The sequence below is a fragment of the Ectobacillus polymachus genome (genome assembly GCF_048159605.1).
In the GTDB taxonomy this organism is placed as follows: Bacteria; Bacillota; Bacilli; order Bacillales; family Bacillaceae_G; genus Ectobacillus; species Ectobacillus polymachus.
Window position 1 is genome coordinate 388,652 of record NZ_JBLREB010000001.1, and the last position, 15,912, is coordinate 404,563.

Here is a 15,912-nt window from a genome sequence, read left to right on the forward strand (position 1 = left end):
GAGGCTAAGGCATTAAAATATTTCTTTTAAAATGGTAGATTATCCAGTAACGAGTGCAATAGTGTTTATTAAAGTCTAAATAATAGACGTACATATTATAAATGCCTAATATGTACGCCCTTTATTTTTATAGCTTAATTTGTTTCACAAGAAACAAATTTTATATGCTTAGCAATTGTTTCTTTTTTGCATCAAATTCTTCTTGTGTGATGATACCTAAATCTAATAATTCTTTGAATTTTTTTAATTCGTCGGCAGAAGATACATTACTGGTTATTACTTGTGTATGAGTGCCGGTTTTTATCTCGTCAAGTACTTGGTGAATGTGGTTGTTTATTGATGTTGCTGATTGTTTATTTAAAGCAACATTAAACTTTTCTTGTGGTGTGTCTATGGATAAAACACCAAATACCATCCCTGTTTCAAACGTAATATCATTAATCCTTTCATGAGCAACTGCTTTAAATTTGGTGCCCATTAGTGTTTTTTGACCAAACATCAATCGTTTATCTGTGATTGCATAGGCATAATTATTATCGTGTTTTGTGTTTGATATGTAATTATGTATACCAATAAAAGTCATTAGGACTTTTTCGCCTTTCATTAAGTTGCTTTCTAGCACAGCAAAGTGTTTTACTCCCCATTTTTCATTAAAACCAGAGCCGAATTTATTATCGAGGCAATACTGATACATACCTGTTGCTGTTGACATTGGATCATCTCCAAGTCTTTCTGCCTTTGCATCAATTATAGCTTTAAGTTCTTCAATTGTACTTTTACCGACGTTAGCCGCAGCCAAGCCGCCTACTTCTTTAACGCAATCTGGACAAATCCAAGCGTTCGATTTTTTCACTTTGTATCTATTTAATCCAACCTCTCTACCGCAGACGCCACATACTACTTTTAAATCAAAAAATCCCATAATTTAATCACCCTTTTGTCTTTTCTAAAGATGTGTATATGTAAATATCATTTTACCATTTTGTATTCTTAAATCTATAGCAATTGTAATATATCAAATGAATAAAATTGTCTTTTTTGTTAATCATTTCGCTCTCCGTTATATCTGTATAAATTATTGGTATAATTTGTTTGTAATGAATTTTGCTATTTTTTGGAGGGGTATTCATGTATTATAGCAATGGTAATTATGAAGCTTTTGCACGTCCTAAGAAACCTGAAGGTGTTGATAAAAAATCAGCTTATTTGGTTGGTTCAGGTCTTGCTTCACTTTCAGCTGCATGTTTTTTAATTCGTGATGGTCAAATGAAAGGAGAAAATATTCACATTCTTGAAGAATTGAATATTTCAGGTGGGAGTCTTGATGGTATTTTAAATCCAACAAGAGGCTTTATCATTCGAGGTGGACGTGAAATGGAAGATCACTTCGAATGTTTGTGGGATTTATTTCGTTCGATTCCATCTTTAGAATTAGAAAACGCTTCTGTTTTAGATGAATTTTATTGGTTAAATAAAGAAGATCCTAATTATTCAAAATGTCGATTAATTGAAAATAGAGGACAAAGGCTTAAAGATGATGGGAGATTTACACTATCAGATAAGTCTTCTGAAGAAATGGTGAAATTATTTTTTACTCCTGAAGAAAAATTAGATGATAAAAAAATCACAGATATTTTCTCTGAAGAGTTTTTCGAATCAAATTTTTGGTTATATTGGTCTACGATGTTTGCTTTTGAAAAATGGCATTCTGCAATGGAAATGCGTCGTTATATTATGCGTTTTATTCATCATATTGGTGGACTACCTGATTTATCGGCTTTGAAATTTACAAAATATAATCAATATGAATCTTTAGTTCTTCCTATGATTAAATATTTAGAAGATAACCATGTTGATTTTCAATATGACACTGTTGTAGAGAATGTTTTAATTGATAAAGTTGGAGATAAAAAGATAGCTCATACTTTGGTTTTAAAACAAAATGGAGAGAAGAAAAATGTAGCATTAACAGAAAATGAGTTAGTTTTTGTAACGAATGGAAGTATTACAGAAAGTACAACTTATGGTGATAATCATACTCCAGCCTCTAAAAATTCGGAATTGGGCGGTAGTTGGTCTCTTTGGAAAAATATAGCCTCTCAAGGTTCAGAATTTGGTAAACCGGAAAAGTTTTGTGATAATCTTCCGAAAGAAAGTTGGTTTATTTCAGCAACATTAACTACATTAGATGATAAAGTAGCTCCATACATTGAAAAAATTAGCAAAAGAGATCCGTATGCCGGGAAGGTAGTTACTGGTGGTATTGTAACTGTACGAGATTCTAATTGGATGATGAGTTATACGTTGAATAGACAACCACATTTTAAGAATCAACCAAAAGATCAATTGACAGTTTGGATGTATGGATTGTTGTCAAATAAACCGGGGAATTTTATTAAGAAAAATATTGTTGACTGTACTGGAATTGAAATAGCACAGGAGTGGTTGTATCATATTGGAGTTCCTGCCCGCGAAATACCAGAATTAGCGCAAAATTCATGTAATACAATTCCGTGTTATATGCCTTATATAACATCTTATTTTATGCCAAGAGCATTAGGAGATCGCCCTTTAGTTGTTCCTAAAGGATCTGTTAATTTAGCTTTTATTGGAAATTTCAGTGAAACAGAACGTGATACAGTATTCACAACAGAATATTCGGTAAGAACAGCTATGGAATCCGTATATACATTATTAAATATAGATCGTGGAGTTCCTGAAGTGTTTGCTTCATCTTATGATATCCGTACTCTATTAGCTTCAACATCTCGATTGTTAGATGGGAAAAAGTTAACAGACATAGATGCTCCTTTTATATTAAAACAATTGGGGAAATTTGGAATTCACAAAACAAAAGATACTATAATATATGATTTGCTTAAAGAAAGTAAATTGATATAAAAGTAAGGAGAGGTTAAATGAAACTATTGCAAATCGACTTTAAGATGAAAGGCCCATGGGGTGAGGAAATGTCCAAAAGCTTCGAAAATCTTGCTAAAGATATTGCCAACGAAAAAGACTTGATCTGGAAAATTTGGACTGAGAATAAGGCTGCGGAAGAAGCAGGCGGAATTTATCTCTTCGAAAATGAAGAAGCACTTGACCGTTATCTAGCTAAACACACAGCTCGCTTGAATTCTTTTGGAATCACTGAAATCACTGCAAAAAAGTTTGATGTTAATGTTCCTTTAACCATGATCGACCGTGGTAGACTAAAATAGTATAGAAAATAAAAGAAGCTGACTTAATAGGTCGTTAAAAACGATTTTTGGAAGTCAGCTTCCTTATGTTTCATTCTATATCCATAAGTGAGCGATTATGTACATAAACTAGACTACATTTATAGTGAACTAGTAACTCTTTTAGAAAACAAAAAACTAGCACATAAAACTGAACTTGAAATCGAATTACAAAGAAATGACTATATTCCAAATTAGAATAATAAATGTGAAATCACTTGGAAAATGAGAGCTATAAAAATAATTGGCAATACAACTCGCACCCATTTCATTGGAATTTTCGGTATTAGTTTAATTCCTAAATGTGAACCGATAATAGAACCAATTGTAATTGGAATTGCAACACCCCAATTAATAATTCCGTGGAAAAAATACCATAAAAATGCACCGAAACAACTGGAAAATATTACAATTCTCGAAAACTCAACTGCTTTATAATAGCTATGTTTCTTTTTTAAATAATATGTAATACTCATAGAAGCAGACCCTGGACCAAATCCCCCATCATAAACACTAATAAAAAATGGAATATATAGTTGAATCGGTTGTTCTTTCTCTTGTTTTGGAGAATTATTTATATATTTTCTACTCGTCAATACTGTAATTAAGGCGACAATTAGTAAAAAGCATGCCACGATATTCATTACATTTTCCGTTAATAATGTTGCTAAATAAGCTCCAACAATACCTCCACTAAATGCAATACATACAATCAGCACTGTTTTTTTAAACGATAATTTCTTTTTTATGAAAAATGTTATAACGTTTGTGAAAGCTGATAAACCGGTTGCAAACTTATTAACCGCTACACTCGTATGAATTGGTATTCCCACTAACAGCATAGCTGGAAGAGTTACTAGTCCGGCCGCTCCAAATAAAGCTCCGACCATCGATGCAATAATTCCAATACTTAATAAAATAATGGATTCCATTGAAAACAACGATAATATAAATTCATTATTCATAATATTCACCTCACTTTAAAATTAAATGTATAATATTCATAAAACAAATATATATATTTGTATTTATCATAAATAAATTTTATAAGTGAGGGGTAAACATGAATTTGCATGCATTAAAAATTTTTGTTGCCGTCGCAAACTATAAAAGTATTACACAAGCAGCAAAACAACTTTTAATTAGTCAACCTGCTGTTACAATTCAAATACGTAATTTAGAAAAAGAATTAAATTTAAAATTAATTGAAGGAAAAGGAAGAGGGATCCAATTAACGACTGCTGGAGAATATGTTTACCAACAGGGACGGCGATTATTTCAATTAGAGCAAAATATTGAACGAAAAATTAATGAGTTTAAGCAACAAAATGAACAATTAAAAATTGCTTCAACATACTTACCAAGTAATTTTATTCTTCCTAAAATACTTGCACAATATAAACTTGAAAATCCTTCTATTTTTATCAATGTATCAGTTGGAAATGTTGAAAATGTTGAACGGAAAATTTTGGATTATGAAGCTGACGTCGGTATTGTTGTAAGAAGTGATATTGGTCATGAAGACTTAATATACGAAAAAATAATGACATTACCTTTTTGGTTTATCGTGCCTACCAATCATCGTTTTGCGAACAAAACTATTCCTTTACAGGAGATTACGAAAGAGCCGATGATTTTACGGGAGCAAGGAAGTTCTACTCGCGATCTCTTATACGCCATTTGCTATGCTAATAATTGTCCAAAACCACCAATAGGTATTCAATTACAAGGTTTACATGAATCTATTAAAGCGGTGCAAGCTGGTTATGGCACGATGTTAGCCCCTTCAATTAGCGTCGAAGATTATATTTTATCTGGCAAAGTTGCGAGAGTTTTTATTGAAGGAATTAATGTATTTCATAATATTTATATCTGTTATAGAAAGATTGAGCTTGAGCAAACGCCTTTTATACAATTTATGAAAAATAAATTAGATTGTCACTCATCAATTGATACTAAACTTTATACCTAGGAGTTCTCCTTGAGGTACTTCGACCATTGGAGTTCGTGTCGGTCCAGATTAGTTGAAGTGCTTACTTCACAATCTTTATTAATAAAAATAATAAAAAAGCGATGAGAATAATATCTCGTCGCTTTTGCTTTTTAAACCGGTTAAATCCGCAATAACACTAATTAACTTATCCAAGAAGCCTATCAATTCTTGCATAAACTATAAATAATATTCTCTCTATTGAAAGGAGGTGAACAATTTTGTCTCTTCCGATTCATCCTAATATAACACCAAACATTTCTCTTTCCTTAACTCAGTCTGGTCCACTAATTTTGAATTCAATTGCATTTGAGGAACTCGCTTCAGCACATGTAATCAATACAGAAGCTGAGAAGCTGCAGTTTGCATTGGGTACACTTACTTCTACAGCGGTAAATATTAATCCAACTACGATTACGATAGAAAATTTATTAGACATGAATTCAAGCATCCATAGAACTATGGAAAGTGTGATTATTAAAGAAGCATTACTCAATTTTCAGTTTGATAAAGTTCATGATCTCCTTACACTACTCCCCACACCAACGGCAGAGTCCAATCTAACGGAAGTGTCTAATTCAACAGAAGTGTCCAATCGCATTTTCGTAACCAATTTCGAAAGTAATACTGTATCGGTTATTGACGGAAATACCAATGCTGTTATTGCTACAGTTCAGGTTGGTAAAGGACCAATTGGAATAGAAGTAAACACAGTCACAAGACTTGTCTATGTAGCCAACTTCTCTGATAATACAGTATCTGTCATTGATGCAAACACCAATACGATTGTAGCTACAATTCCTCGTATCTATAATCCTGAATATATAGGAGTTAATCCGACTACTAACCGTATTTACGTTACTTCATTTCCTGAGACAGTATATGTTATTGATGGGAACACCAATACGGTTATGACCAGAATAGTTGGAGTAGAGAATCCATCTGGTGTTGCAGTTAATCCATTGACCAATAAAATTTATGTGGCAAACGCACTTAATACCGGAACAGTTACTGTGATCAATGGGAACAATACGATTCTGACTTCAATTTCTGTTGGTAAAACTCCTATAAGGTTAGATGTGAATCCTGTAACCAATAAAATCTACGTGGCTAATTTCTATGATAGTACCGTATCTGTGATTGATGGTGGCAGTGATACTGTTATGGCTACAATTTCGGGATTTTTATTCCCTTTTGATGTTCGTGTCAATCCCGTTACAAACCTTATTTATGTCACAAATGAAGGAGAAGGTAGAAACACCGTATCTGTATTAAATGGTAATACTAACTCGATTTCAGCCCCCATTACTGCTGGTTCAGATGTCAGGGGTGTAGAGGCTAATCCTCTTATCAACAAAATTTATGTGGCTGTTAGAAGCAGTAGCCAGTTATCAGTCATTGATGGAAGCAGTAATACTGTTGACATGAATATCCTCGTAGGTATTGAACCAGTAGAAGTAGCCGTATTACCTTAACAAATCCAGTAAAAGGAACTACTAGAATCCGTTAATGCAATAAGAAAAACTGAAATCCCTTCTATATTAAGATAAGGTATTTAGGTTCATCTTTTTTAACATATTTCCGAAAGAAGTCTCCCTCTTCAAGCGTGAAAAGGACTTAGCTAGGCGGTAGGGGGGAGATGATACGATGGCATCGTATTTAAGTGTATATTAGGTTTCCGTCTTATATTGAAATAAAATTAATATTATCTTTACAAAAGTTTAACACCCTGATATTATAATTCTTAATGTAAATTCAAAAATTGTACTTGCGATGATGAGACGAGTAAATAAAACTAATTCTTTACAGAGAGCTCCGGACGCTGAAAAGGAGTAAGAATTATTTATTGAACCAAGACTCTAAGCATTCACTTTGGAACTAATTTTGTAGGGGATAATGTGACAGGTGCTCCTGTTATAGAGCTAGGGTATGATATTTATTAAAATCGTACCTGAAGAGGTTAATATGGAGACATATTAATAAACTGGGGTGGCACCACGGATATAAAATCTCGTCCCCAAGATTGAAATAGTCTTGGGGGTGGGGTTTTTTTTATTTGGATAAAATAAACTAAAAATTTTATCGAGTTAGAATGTCGGAAAATTAAGACGAATTTATATAAGAGGTGATAAAATGCAACAAATACTACAAAATATGGTTGGTGCAACAAATGATTTTCTTTGGTCAAAGTTACTAATTATTATGCTTGTTTCTTGCGGGATTTATTTTACATATAAAACGAAATTTGTACAGTTTCGAATGTTAAAGGAAATGGTCCGTGTTTTAATGGAAGGGAGAACTGGTTCTAAAGGCAGCATTTCCCCATTTCAAGCGTTCTGTATTGGTATGGCTGCTCGTGTTGGAACAGGTAATATCACAGGAATTGCAATTGCGATTGCATTAGGCGGTCCCGGAGCGGTATTCTGGATGTGGGTTATTGCTGTGATTAGTTCAGCGTCCAGCTTTATTGAAAGTACGTTAGCGCAAGTATATAAAGTAAAAGATAAAATTGGTTTCCACGGCGGCCCATCCTATTATATGGAAAAAGGATTAAATAAACGTTGGATGGGAGTATTATTCTCCATATTAATTACGGTTTCTTTCGGACTTATATTCAATTCTGTACAATCAAATACCGTTACAATTGCTTTTGAGAACTCATTTGGTACAAATCGTTTAACTTTAGGGATTATTATGGCAATTGTTTTCGCTGTGATTATCTTTGGCGGTGTGACCCGGATTGCAAGAATAGCTGAATACAAGGTTATGGTTTTAGCAGTTTTATACATTGGTGTTGCATTATTCATCATAGCTACGAATATAACAAAAATGCCGGAAGTTCTTTCTCTTATTGTTAAAAACGCGTTTGGATTTCAACAAATAGCAGGCGGTACAATTGGTGCTGCGATCATGAATGGTGTTAAACGTGGTTTATTCTCGAATGAAGCCGGTATGGGGAGTGCGCCAAACGTTGCCGCAACGGCAACAACAAGTCATCCGGTGAAACAAGGACTTATTCAAGCATTAGGCGTATTAACGGATACACTAATTATCTGTACAAGTACTGCATTTATTATTTTACTTTCTGATGCTTACAAACAACCAGGTCTAAGTGGTATCGCACTTACACAAGCAGCATTAAGTGAACATATCGGTTCCTGGGCATCAGGCTGTCTTGCTATCTTTATTTTCTTATTTGGATTCGGTGCGTTAATTGGTAACTATTATTATGGTGAAACAAATATTCGATTTTTAAGCAAAAGTAAAGTATGGTTGATTGTATATCGAATAAGCGTAATAGCCATGATTGTATTCGGTTCGATTGCAAAGGTCCAGCTTGTATGGGATTTAGCGGATTTATTTATGGGCTTTATGTGTATCATAAACTTGATTGCTATTACATTACTATCAAAAATAGCCTTTGCTGCGTTACATGATTACATGAAACAGAAAAAAGCTGGTAAAGATCCTATTTTTTATAAAGACAGCATTAAAGGAATTGAAAACGTTGAATGTTGGGAGCATTCTCAGGATGCTTCAACTTTAAAAAAGGCAAATAACATGTAATAAACAAAGATGTTCAGATGAAGTGAACCCCCTAAGTTGGACTAGAAAAACCAACTTAGGGGGTTTTTATTTTGACTAAGTTTTCAAGTAAATTTAGAGAAGAAGTTGTATGAATATAAAAAAATAAGATTATTTTTATAGCCACACTGAATTTTATTGATGGTATGTATATATATATCTGTTCATAAGAATAGACTAGCGAAGTATTTACGGGAGGGATTGAGAATGAATAGGAATGAAGCCTCATTACATCCAGATACCGGTGTTACATCTGGAATGTTTGTTGAGCGATCATTAAATGAAATTCGTTTTTGGTCTAGAATCATGAAAGAGCATTCTTTATTTCTTCGATTGGGGTTTAGATGTGAGGATACTCAACTAATCCAAGAGGCTAATCAATTTTACCGATTGTTTGAACGCATCGAACAAATCGCACATTCCTATACAAATCAAACAGATCCTGAGCAAATAAAAAGATTTAATTCAGAAGTACAACAAGCTGCAGCTAATATTTTTGAATTTAAACGAAAAGTTCTAGGATTAATTCTCACATGTAAATTGACAGGGCAAAATAATTTCCCACTGTTAGTTGATCATACAAGTAGGGAAGCTAATTATTTTAGAAAACGATTAATTGAATTAAATGAAGGCAAATTGAAAGCTCTTCCTGATGCCATTATTAAAGAAAATGTTTTCTTCTTAAAAATTATGGCAGACCATGCTAAATTTATTGGTCATCTTCTTGATCCATCTGAAAGAAAGCTTGTAGATATGGCCCGGAATTTCAGCAATGATTTTGATCAATTGTTGTATCAAGCAATTGACTTAGAATCTATGAAACCACAATCTCAAACAGTTCCTCTTTTAGATCAATTCCTGAATCAAAATCGTGTGTCAGTCGCATCTCTTCGGGACTTTAAGAAAACGGCACGTGATTTAATTGAGCAATGTAAAATAAAGAGTATCATTCATCCCCTATTAGCAGACCATGTTTTCCGTGAAGCTGATAGATTTCTTGAAATAATTGATATGTTTGATGCTCATCTTACAGGCGTTAATCCACAATCTAGATAGTAGAAGATGGAGAAAGACACTATTTTTTCTATAAGCTGAGAAGCTAACAATTTATTGTTAGCTTCTTTATCTTTGTGATGGTATCATATTCGTTATTCAAATAATTTTTACAAACAACTTAATGACCGATTTACTTGGTGCTTTAATATACAATTAAGTAGATGGAATACAGCAGAAGAAGTGGAATTTCTATTTAAAGGCATCTTTGATAGAGTTAAATATGAAAAAAATATGAATTAAAAGCTCCAAAGTTTCCGAAAGAGTACAATTGCTTTATAAGATCACGTGTTGGAAATGATTATGATGATTGGTACAAACTTAATGAAGACACGAATGTAAAAAGCCTGAAGATTAAAATTCGAAATGACATATTCAATTCTTCATTTTGCTGATCTGTGGTCATGGAACGAGAGAAAGAGTGTCCTACGATTTTCTTAGAATGCAAGTCTAAAACAGAGGCTAAATAATACCAACCGTCTTTTAAAGTATGAATATATGTAATATCAGCGACCTATTTTTCGTTTAGAGTAGACGTCGTAAAATCTTGTTGTAATTATCAACACTTTTATATTTAAAGCAGGAAGGTGTTATGGATGTTAAAAGAGGTATGTGTTGAAAATTTCACAGTGGTTCCTGAGGCTATCTTAAAAGGAGCTGAACGCATTGAACTGTGTGACAATCTTTCCGTGGGAGGTACAACGGTTAGTCACGGAGTAGCTTTGCAAACGATTCAATACTGTAAAGGTCATAACATAAAGGTGATGGCTATCATTAGGCCGAGAGGAGGAAACTTTGTTTATACTGAAACGGAAATTAGAATTATGCAAGATGATATTGCCCATTTCAAAAGCCTGGGAGTGGATGGGGTTGTCATCGGCTGCCTAAATCAGTCTAATTGGATTGACGAAGAAACAATGCTCAACTTACTTGAAGAGGCAAAAGGGCTCGATATTACTTTCCATATGGCATTTGATCAAATAAAGCCCGAAAATCAGTTCGATGCGATGGATTGGTTGATTAAACATCAGGTGCACCGGATTCTAACACACGGGGGGCCAGGTCATACATCTATAGAATCGAATCTTGATAGGCTAAAGGAGTATGTAGATTACGCTGCTGGCAGGATTATTATTTTGCCTGGTGGTGGAATAACTGAAAAGAATCTTGAGATTGTCGTAAATAGATTAACTATTAACGAAGCCCATGGGACTAAAATAGTGGGCCCCTTAGGACTCTTTGCAGGTAAGCTTTGATTCCCATCCATTTGTTTGTAGTGGTGGTCTTTACTATATCAAAACTAAAAATAAATTTATAAGTTATTAGTAATTCAGTATTTGAGTTTCAAAATACTTCCCTCGCTTTTCTTTAATAAGAAGTCTTTTTATAATAGGTTTGATTCTAGACAACATATTTTATAGGGATTAGATTATGTTAAAGTGTAGGAGAGATTGTGAAGATTTCTACTATAAACTATAGGATGCGATTGTCAAAAAAGGCAATCGCTTTTTCACTAACGGTAAATATAGTGCAAGAAGGATATTAAGCTCAGATGTAGAATAAGGGGCTGTTATTTTTTTATCGTTTCTTTTTCTTTATGGTTAATTACTAGGAAATATCACCTATTTTTGCCCCAAATTTGCCCCAATGGACTATCAATAGACCTGTATTAGTGAAATGAATGGTCTTGTTTCATAATAAAAACCCTTTAATTAAAAGGGCTTTTATCTCTCTGTATTAATGACCCCGACTGGTCTCGAACCAGCGACCTCCACCCTGTCAAGATATTTTAATAGATTACCTACTGCTTACTGTAGGTACTATTTCTGATTAATAGTGCTGTTTGTTAATTCTGATACTTTCCTTAATTCGATCTTAATTTACTAGTATTATCTATAGTTTGTGACCAATTTTGTGACCATTAATTTTAATTGTGATATAAACAACCACAAACTTTTTTGAACAAAGTCTATAAAATCTACGGTATCATTTCTATATTAGTTACGCAACCGAGCAAACAGTAAGTAATTATAGCTAATACATATATCCTTATAGCAGATAGAAAATGGAAAGTTCTTATTTTCTTTATAAGATTAATTGGGTATTTTTAGAAATTTCAAAGAAGAAAAAATATAAATAACAATCATTTAAATAAGAGGATGTTTTATTTAATAGTTTTATAATAGCTAGAGAAGAAAATAAAAATAGAACACAAAAAGATGACTTCCTGATTTTATAATTCCTTTATTAAATAATTTATAAAAATTCTCTTCAAAAGGAAGGACTTTGAAGAGTTTGTAGCGAAGTATTAAAATACTAGAAGGAGATGGCATAAGTTGACAAGTGTAGACAAAGTTTTAGAAAACCATTCCAAAAGACAAAAATATCTCGGAATACGAGTTTTAGTAATTTTTTTGCTTGTTGTTTTTGGACTTGATTCTTTGTATAAGACGGAGAATATCAGTAATATAACCTTTTTTAATACCATGCTTTTACTATTTCTTCCACTTTTTGTGGAATATTTATATGGGATGGATACATATAGTGGTTTTACAAATACGTTTAGATGGATAGGATTATGTGTATGTGCTTTATTTGTTTTAGTTTCTTTTTTTGGTTATATGGGTAAAGATGTATTAATTAATGATAATAAATCTTATGTAATAGAACTTTTGGTTTTCCATTTACCAATATTATCTTTTCTTAAGTTTTTATCATACTATATTATAGCCAATACATTCTTTGATTATCTTTTTACCTTTAACCAAAGGGAAAAAATTTATTATAATATGATAAAGGACCTTGAAGACTTCTTAGAAGATAATTATAAGGAACTAAAAGCTAAAGGCTCTTTGGAGTTCAGAAAGAATCAATTTAAAAAAGAAATATTATCTGATCTAAAAAATAATATTTGAATGGGGGAGAAATAAATGAATCTACTATTATTTATTATAATATTTAGTTTAGTTGTTATCCCCTTAGGAATTTTCCTTCGGTTTCTTGACCTAGGGGTGGAGAAGAAGAATGCAGTTCATTTAACTTTGGTATTTCCATTTGATATATTCCGTATTCACTTGAGTATCTATAATCATTTAAAAGATAAAGATAAGAAAGCAGCTTTGAAGGCGTTAGTTTTACCAATTATTGATCTGCCGCAGGTAATTATTAGTTATGCAGAAATGCATATTAATATGCAAGCAAAGATCCTTGCAATAAAAGAATTAATGATTGAGCTAAACGATAAAGAAATAAGAAAAATGGTTCTTCAATTAAGAGAAAAAGGTTTTATAATAAAAATAAAAAAGAAAAAGGTAAAGCAAGTTGATGTAGGTGGTGACGATTTAAATTATTATTTAGGGAATTTTGACTTAGGTACAACGGTATTAAGCTAAAGTAATTCAAAATTTTCATTAGTTCTATACTTCTTTAATATATAAAATTAAATACATAGTAATTAAGAGGAGATCAACATCTCCTCTTTTTTAATTTTCTATGGTCACTGAATAACTTTTTACCTTACCTATAATATTTATTTGATCACATCTAAATTCAATTATAAAAGGACTTGGGTAATCACCCAAAAGAATAATTTTTTCATCAACCTCAAAGTATCGTCTAACTAAATAATCATTTTGATTATCTTCTGTAACAACCACAATATCTCCATTTTTAATTGACTCAGTTGTGTCTAACTCAAGTACTGCTCCTTCAGGTATTCCCGGTTGCATAGAATTATCAATCATTTTGATTGGATTCAATTCAGTAGCTTCTGCATCAATACCCATATCACGATCAGTTGCAAACAATGCTTTTAATTCTTGCATTGCAGACTGAAGTGCAGCTCTATCAGATAAACTTTCAGCTTGCTTTTTAGCTGTTAAAAACATCTCTTCTGGAATCTTCTGTTTACCTAATTTATATAATATTGTTCGAGATAGCGATATGATTTCGTTAAAAAAAGTCTTAATTTCTTCCGGTGCTTTCTCCATATAGGATTCAAATAAAAAATCATCTATAAATTCTTTAAAGTCACAAGCCATAGCAATAGCTTTATTAACTTCATCAGAAGCAGGGGGTTGCTTATTACTTCTAAGTTTACTTATATAAGAAGGATTTATTTTTACCCCGAACTCCTCACATCTGTCTGCAATTTCTTTTAATGTTAATTTGCTGTCTTCAATCATTTTATTTAGCCTTTGATAATAATCCAAAAGAATTCACTCCTTTTTTCAATCTTATAATCCTGTTTACTATTGAGTCAACGGTTTTATTACTGACTATTCATTCAAATATTATTGACAAAAAAGTAAATATAAAATATTATTCTATTGTGATGACTTTATATTCAATAATATTTTACTAAAAAGTAAAAGAAGGTGAAATTATGGATAATCAATTAGTAGTCACAATCATTAATGGATTTGAAAGTCATTTAAACTCATTAGCTAAATCTAGGGCGATTCAAATAGTTAATGAAAAAAAATTACGAAAACAGATAACAGCACTTCGGCGAAGCTTGGGTGAAAGCGAAGCCGATACCGGTACGGAGCGTAGCGGAGGGACGGCTTGGCCTTGATGTGGAGGGGCAAGCTATGCCAGGCTGTGATTAGCCGGACAGGCTCCCCTTTGGGGTGCTGGCCGCAAAGCCTGAGTAGCAGAGCTTGCAGAGGCTCCATGTCAAGGCTGAGGCATTACTTCGGGTACCCAGCAACCATATAACATGCTGGGTTCAAATTACAAATTCATGATGAGGTGAAATAATTGATAGTAAAAGGTATAGACACAATTGAATTTGGTCTTGATGTTTCTAACTATTTTAGCTCTTTTAGTGAATATTTAGAGATTTTTTCAAGTTTAAAGCAAAAAGCACATGAAGAAGGCATTGAAAGAGAGTTAGAGATAAATAATATAAGTTTTAAAGTACATAGAATTGGTATCAAATTTTATGCATTTAGGTTGTCTTGTAATGATTTCTTCATTTGCTTTATGGATAAAGAAGTTAAAAATACTCCTCCTATTAAAATACGTTTTCTAGCTTCTTATCTTTGGTCAATGGGATTTCAAGGTGCAGTAGAAAGATTTTATGAATGGTTTAAACATTTTAATTTAAATATAGAGAGTTCAAGAATATCTAGGGTTGATATTTGTGTTGATTCTGATGAATATTATTTTTGCGAAGATGATATAAACAAAATTGTTACGAGGGCAAGAGGGAAATCAAAACACTTTGTAAATGATGAGTTTTATAATGGTAGAAAATTTAGTGGACTTACTATTGGACGTGGCGATCCTATACTTGCTCGTATATATAATAAAACTCTTGAAATAAAAACATCTCAAAAGACATGGTTTCACCAGGTGTGGAAAGAAAATTCCTGGAATGATAGCGAAGAGGTTTGGAGAACTGAGTTCCAGATTAGAAGAAAAGCATTAAAGGAGTTTGGAGTCAATTCAATTGAGGATTTCTTAAGAATTGAACCGGGAATATGGCGTTATTTAACTACAAAATGGTTGATTCTAAAAAATCCAAGTTCTGATAAAAATCAGAGTAGATGGGATATTTGTGAAAAGTGGCAACTTATCCAGGATGCAAATATACATCAAACTACTTCTCCAGCTGTTAGAGAGAAAGTAAGGCTTGGAAATACTCCTCAATTATTAGATCAAGTTACTGGTTTACTAATAACGATAGGTGCATTAAATAATCTTACCAATCTTAATGAAACAACCGAATTAGTTAAGCGATGGACAGAAGCAAAATTATTTAATCGTGATACAACTTTTGATAAAGAAAAAGAACAGCGTATTAAGCGATTTTTAGTATTTAAATAATAAGGAGAGAATTATGGAAAACATTTTTGATAATTACCCACCAGTACTTAATGTAGAAGATATTCAAAAGATTCTAGGTATAGGAAGAAGACAGGCTTACGAGCTAGTAAATTCGGAAAGTTTTCATGTAGTACGTGTGGGCAGAAGAATAAAAATTCTTAAAAAGGTTTTTATTAGCTGGTTAGAAGGGAATACCCTTAATTAATCTTCATT

15 protein-coding genes, 2 pseudogenes and 1 other annotated feature are annotated in these 15,912 nt (G+C 32.5%); of the genes and pseudogenes, 13 read left to right on the forward strand and 4 right to left on the reverse strand.

All coding sequences use genetic code 11. The annotated features are described in order from the left end of the window. Window positions 1-160: 160 nt before the first annotated feature. Window positions 161-922: a PH domain-containing protein gene (locus ACM5BR_RS01875; RefSeq protein ID WP_416825495.1), complete on the reverse strand. Its 762-nt coding sequence runs from the start codon at window positions 920-922 to the stop codon at window positions 161-163. A 206-nt stretch (window positions 923-1,128) separates the two neighbouring features. On the opposite strand from ACM5BR_RS01875, the gene ACM5BR_RS01880 reads away from it, so the two are divergent. Together ACM5BR_RS01880 and ACM5BR_RS01885 are read left to right on the forward strand one after the other, a co-directional pair. Then, window positions 1,129-2,901, forward strand: coding sequence for an oleate hydratase (locus tag ACM5BR_RS01880; protein ID WP_416825496.1), 1,773 nt, complete (start codon window positions 1,129-1,131; stop codon window positions 2,899-2,901). A 17-nt stretch (window positions 2,902-2,918) separates the two neighbouring features. After that, window positions 2,919-3,221 (forward strand): monooxygenase, encoded by a 303-nt coding sequence (locus tag ACM5BR_RS01885; RefSeq protein ID WP_416825497.1) that lies wholly within the window; start codon window positions 2,919-2,921, stop codon window positions 3,219-3,221. 212 nt (window positions 3,222-3,433) lie between these two features. Here ACM5BR_RS01885 and ACM5BR_RS01890 read toward each other — a convergent pair whose 3' ends face one another. After that, window positions 3,434-4,204 carry a sulfite exporter TauE/SafE family protein gene (locus ACM5BR_RS01890; protein WP_416825498.1) on the reverse strand — a complete coding sequence of 257 codons (771 nt, stop codon included), beginning with the start codon at window positions 4,202-4,204 and terminating at the stop codon, window positions 3,434-3,436. Between the two features lie 98 nt (window positions 4,205-4,302). Here ACM5BR_RS01890 and ACM5BR_RS01895 point away from each other — a divergent pair, with 98 nt between their 5' ends. From ACM5BR_RS01895 to ACM5BR_RS01915, 5 genes and pseudogenes are all read left to right on the forward strand, one after another. After that, window positions 4,303-5,211, forward strand: a complete 909-nt coding sequence (locus tag ACM5BR_RS01895) for a LysR substrate-binding domain-containing protein (protein WP_416825499.1) — start codon at window positions 4,303-4,305, stop codon at window positions 5,209-5,211. Between the two features lie 239 nt (window positions 5,212-5,450). Continuing rightward, a complete protein-coding gene (locus ACM5BR_RS01900) occupies window positions 5,451-6,704 on the forward strand; it encodes a YncE family protein (RefSeq protein WP_416825500.1) in 1,254 nt (417 codons plus the stop codon). A 289-nt stretch (window positions 6,705-6,993) separates the two neighbouring features. Continuing rightward, window positions 6,994-7,251: a binding site (T-box leader), on the forward strand. A gap of 111 nt (window positions 7,252-7,362) precedes the next feature. Further along, window positions 7,363-8,796 carry an alanine/glycine:cation symporter family protein gene (locus ACM5BR_RS01905; protein ID WP_416825501.1) on the forward strand — a complete coding sequence of 478 codons (1,434 nt, stop codon included), beginning with the start codon at window positions 7,363-7,365 and terminating at the stop codon, window positions 8,794-8,796. 225 nt (window positions 8,797-9,021) lie between these two features. Beyond that, entirely contained in the window at window positions 9,022-9,870 is an 849-nt protein-coding gene (locus tag ACM5BR_RS01910; RefSeq protein WP_416825502.1) for a DUF2935 domain-containing protein, read from the forward strand. Between the two features lie 257 nt (window positions 9,871-10,127). After that, a pseudogene (locus tag ACM5BR_RS01915) lies at window positions 10,128-10,262 on the forward strand (hypothetical protein); the annotation flags it as partial. Here ACM5BR_RS01915 and ACM5BR_RS01920 read toward each other — a convergent pair. Continuing rightward, window positions 10,262-10,423 (reverse strand): annotated as a pseudogene (locus tag ACM5BR_RS01920) (IS3-like element ISBce13 family transposase); the annotation flags it as partial. The pseudogenes ACM5BR_RS01915 and ACM5BR_RS01920 overlap by 1 nt on opposite strands. 40 nt (window positions 10,424-10,463) lie before the next feature. Between ACM5BR_RS01920 and ACM5BR_RS01925 the strand changes: the two are divergent. From ACM5BR_RS01925 to ACM5BR_RS01935, 3 genes are all read left to right on the forward strand, one after another. After that, the gene (locus ACM5BR_RS01925; RefSeq protein ID WP_416825503.1) at window positions 10,464-11,123 is read left to right on the forward strand and encodes a copper homeostasis protein CutC; all 660 of its coding nucleotides are present in this window, start codon (window positions 10,464-10,466) and stop codon (window positions 11,121-11,123) included. Window positions 11,124-12,203: 1,080 nt separating this feature from the next. After that, window positions 12,204-12,782 carry a hypothetical protein gene (locus ACM5BR_RS01930; RefSeq protein ID WP_416825504.1) on the forward strand — a complete coding sequence of 193 codons (579 nt, stop codon included), beginning with the start codon at window positions 12,204-12,206 and terminating at the stop codon, window positions 12,780-12,782. Between the two features lie 15 nt (window positions 12,783-12,797). Then, window positions 12,798-13,259, forward strand: a complete 462-nt coding sequence (locus ACM5BR_RS01935) for a hypothetical protein (RefSeq protein ID WP_416825505.1) — start codon at window positions 12,798-12,800, stop codon at window positions 13,257-13,259. Between the two features lie 90 nt (window positions 13,260-13,349). On the opposite strand, the gene ACM5BR_RS01940 is transcribed toward ACM5BR_RS01935, so the two are convergent. After that, a complete protein-coding gene (locus ACM5BR_RS01940; protein WP_416825506.1) occupies window positions 13,350-14,078 on the reverse strand; it encodes a S24 family peptidase in 729 nt (242 codons plus the stop codon). A gap of 173 nt (window positions 14,079-14,251) precedes the next feature. Between ACM5BR_RS01940 and ACM5BR_RS01945 the strand changes: the two genes are divergently transcribed. From ACM5BR_RS01945 to ACM5BR_RS01955, 3 genes are all read left to right on the forward strand, one after another. Next, window positions 14,252-14,443, forward strand: coding sequence for a hypothetical protein (locus tag ACM5BR_RS01945; RefSeq protein WP_416825507.1), 192 nt, complete (start codon window positions 14,252-14,254; stop codon window positions 14,441-14,443). 185 nt (window positions 14,444-14,628) lie between these two features. Beyond that, a complete protein-coding gene (locus ACM5BR_RS01950; protein WP_416825508.1) occupies window positions 14,629-15,699 on the forward strand; it encodes a replication initiation factor in 1,071 nt (356 codons plus the stop codon). Window positions 15,700-15,712: 13 nt separating this feature from the next. After that, a complete protein-coding gene (locus ACM5BR_RS01955) occupies window positions 15,713-15,904 on the forward strand; it encodes a helix-turn-helix domain-containing protein (RefSeq protein WP_416825509.1) in 192 nt (63 codons plus the stop codon). Window positions 15,905-15,912: the final 8 nt, after the last annotated feature.

What these genes read in the sequence shown, in the direction of transcription:
- ACM5BR_RS01885 (WP_416825497.1), top strand. Translation starts at nt 2,919, where the DNA reads ATGAAACTATTGCAAATCGACTTTAAGATGAAAGGCCCATGGGGTGAG.
- ACM5BR_RS01925 (WP_416825503.1), top strand. Translation starts at nt 10,464, where the DNA reads ATGTTAAAAGAGGTATGTGTTGAAAATTTCACAGTGGTTCCTGAGGCT.
- ACM5BR_RS01910 (WP_416825502.1), top strand. Translation starts at nt 9,022, where the DNA reads ATGAATAGGAATGAAGCCTCATTACATCCAGATACCGGTGTTACATCT.
- ACM5BR_RS01945 (WP_416825507.1), top strand. Translation starts at nt 14,252, where the DNA reads ATGGATAATCAATTAGTAGTCACAATCATTAATGGATTTGAAAGTCAT.
- ACM5BR_RS01880 (WP_416825496.1), top strand. Translation starts at nt 1,129, where the DNA reads ATGTATTATAGCAATGGTAATTATGAAGCTTTTGCACGTCCTAAGAAA.
- ACM5BR_RS01905 (WP_416825501.1), top strand. Translation starts at nt 7,363, where the DNA reads ATGCAACAAATACTACAAAATATGGTTGGTGCAACAAATGATTTTCTT.
- ACM5BR_RS01935 (WP_416825505.1), top strand. Translation starts at nt 12,798, where the DNA reads ATGAATCTACTATTATTTATTATAATATTTAGTTTAGTTGTTATCCCC.
- ACM5BR_RS01895 (WP_416825499.1), top strand. Translation starts at nt 4,303, where the DNA reads ATGAATTTGCATGCATTAAAAATTTTTGTTGCCGTCGCAAACTATAAA.
- ACM5BR_RS01955 (WP_416825509.1), top strand. Translation starts at nt 15,713, where the DNA reads ATGGAAAACATTTTTGATAATTACCCACCAGTACTTAATGTAGAAGAT.
- ACM5BR_RS01890 (WP_416825498.1), bottom strand. Translation starts at nt 4,204, where the DNA reads ATGAATAATGAATTTATATTATCGTTGTTTTCAATGGAATCCATTATT.
- ACM5BR_RS01875 (WP_416825495.1), bottom strand. Translation starts at nt 922, where the DNA reads ATGGGATTTTTTGATTTAAAAGTAGTATGTGGCGTCTGCGGTAGAGAG.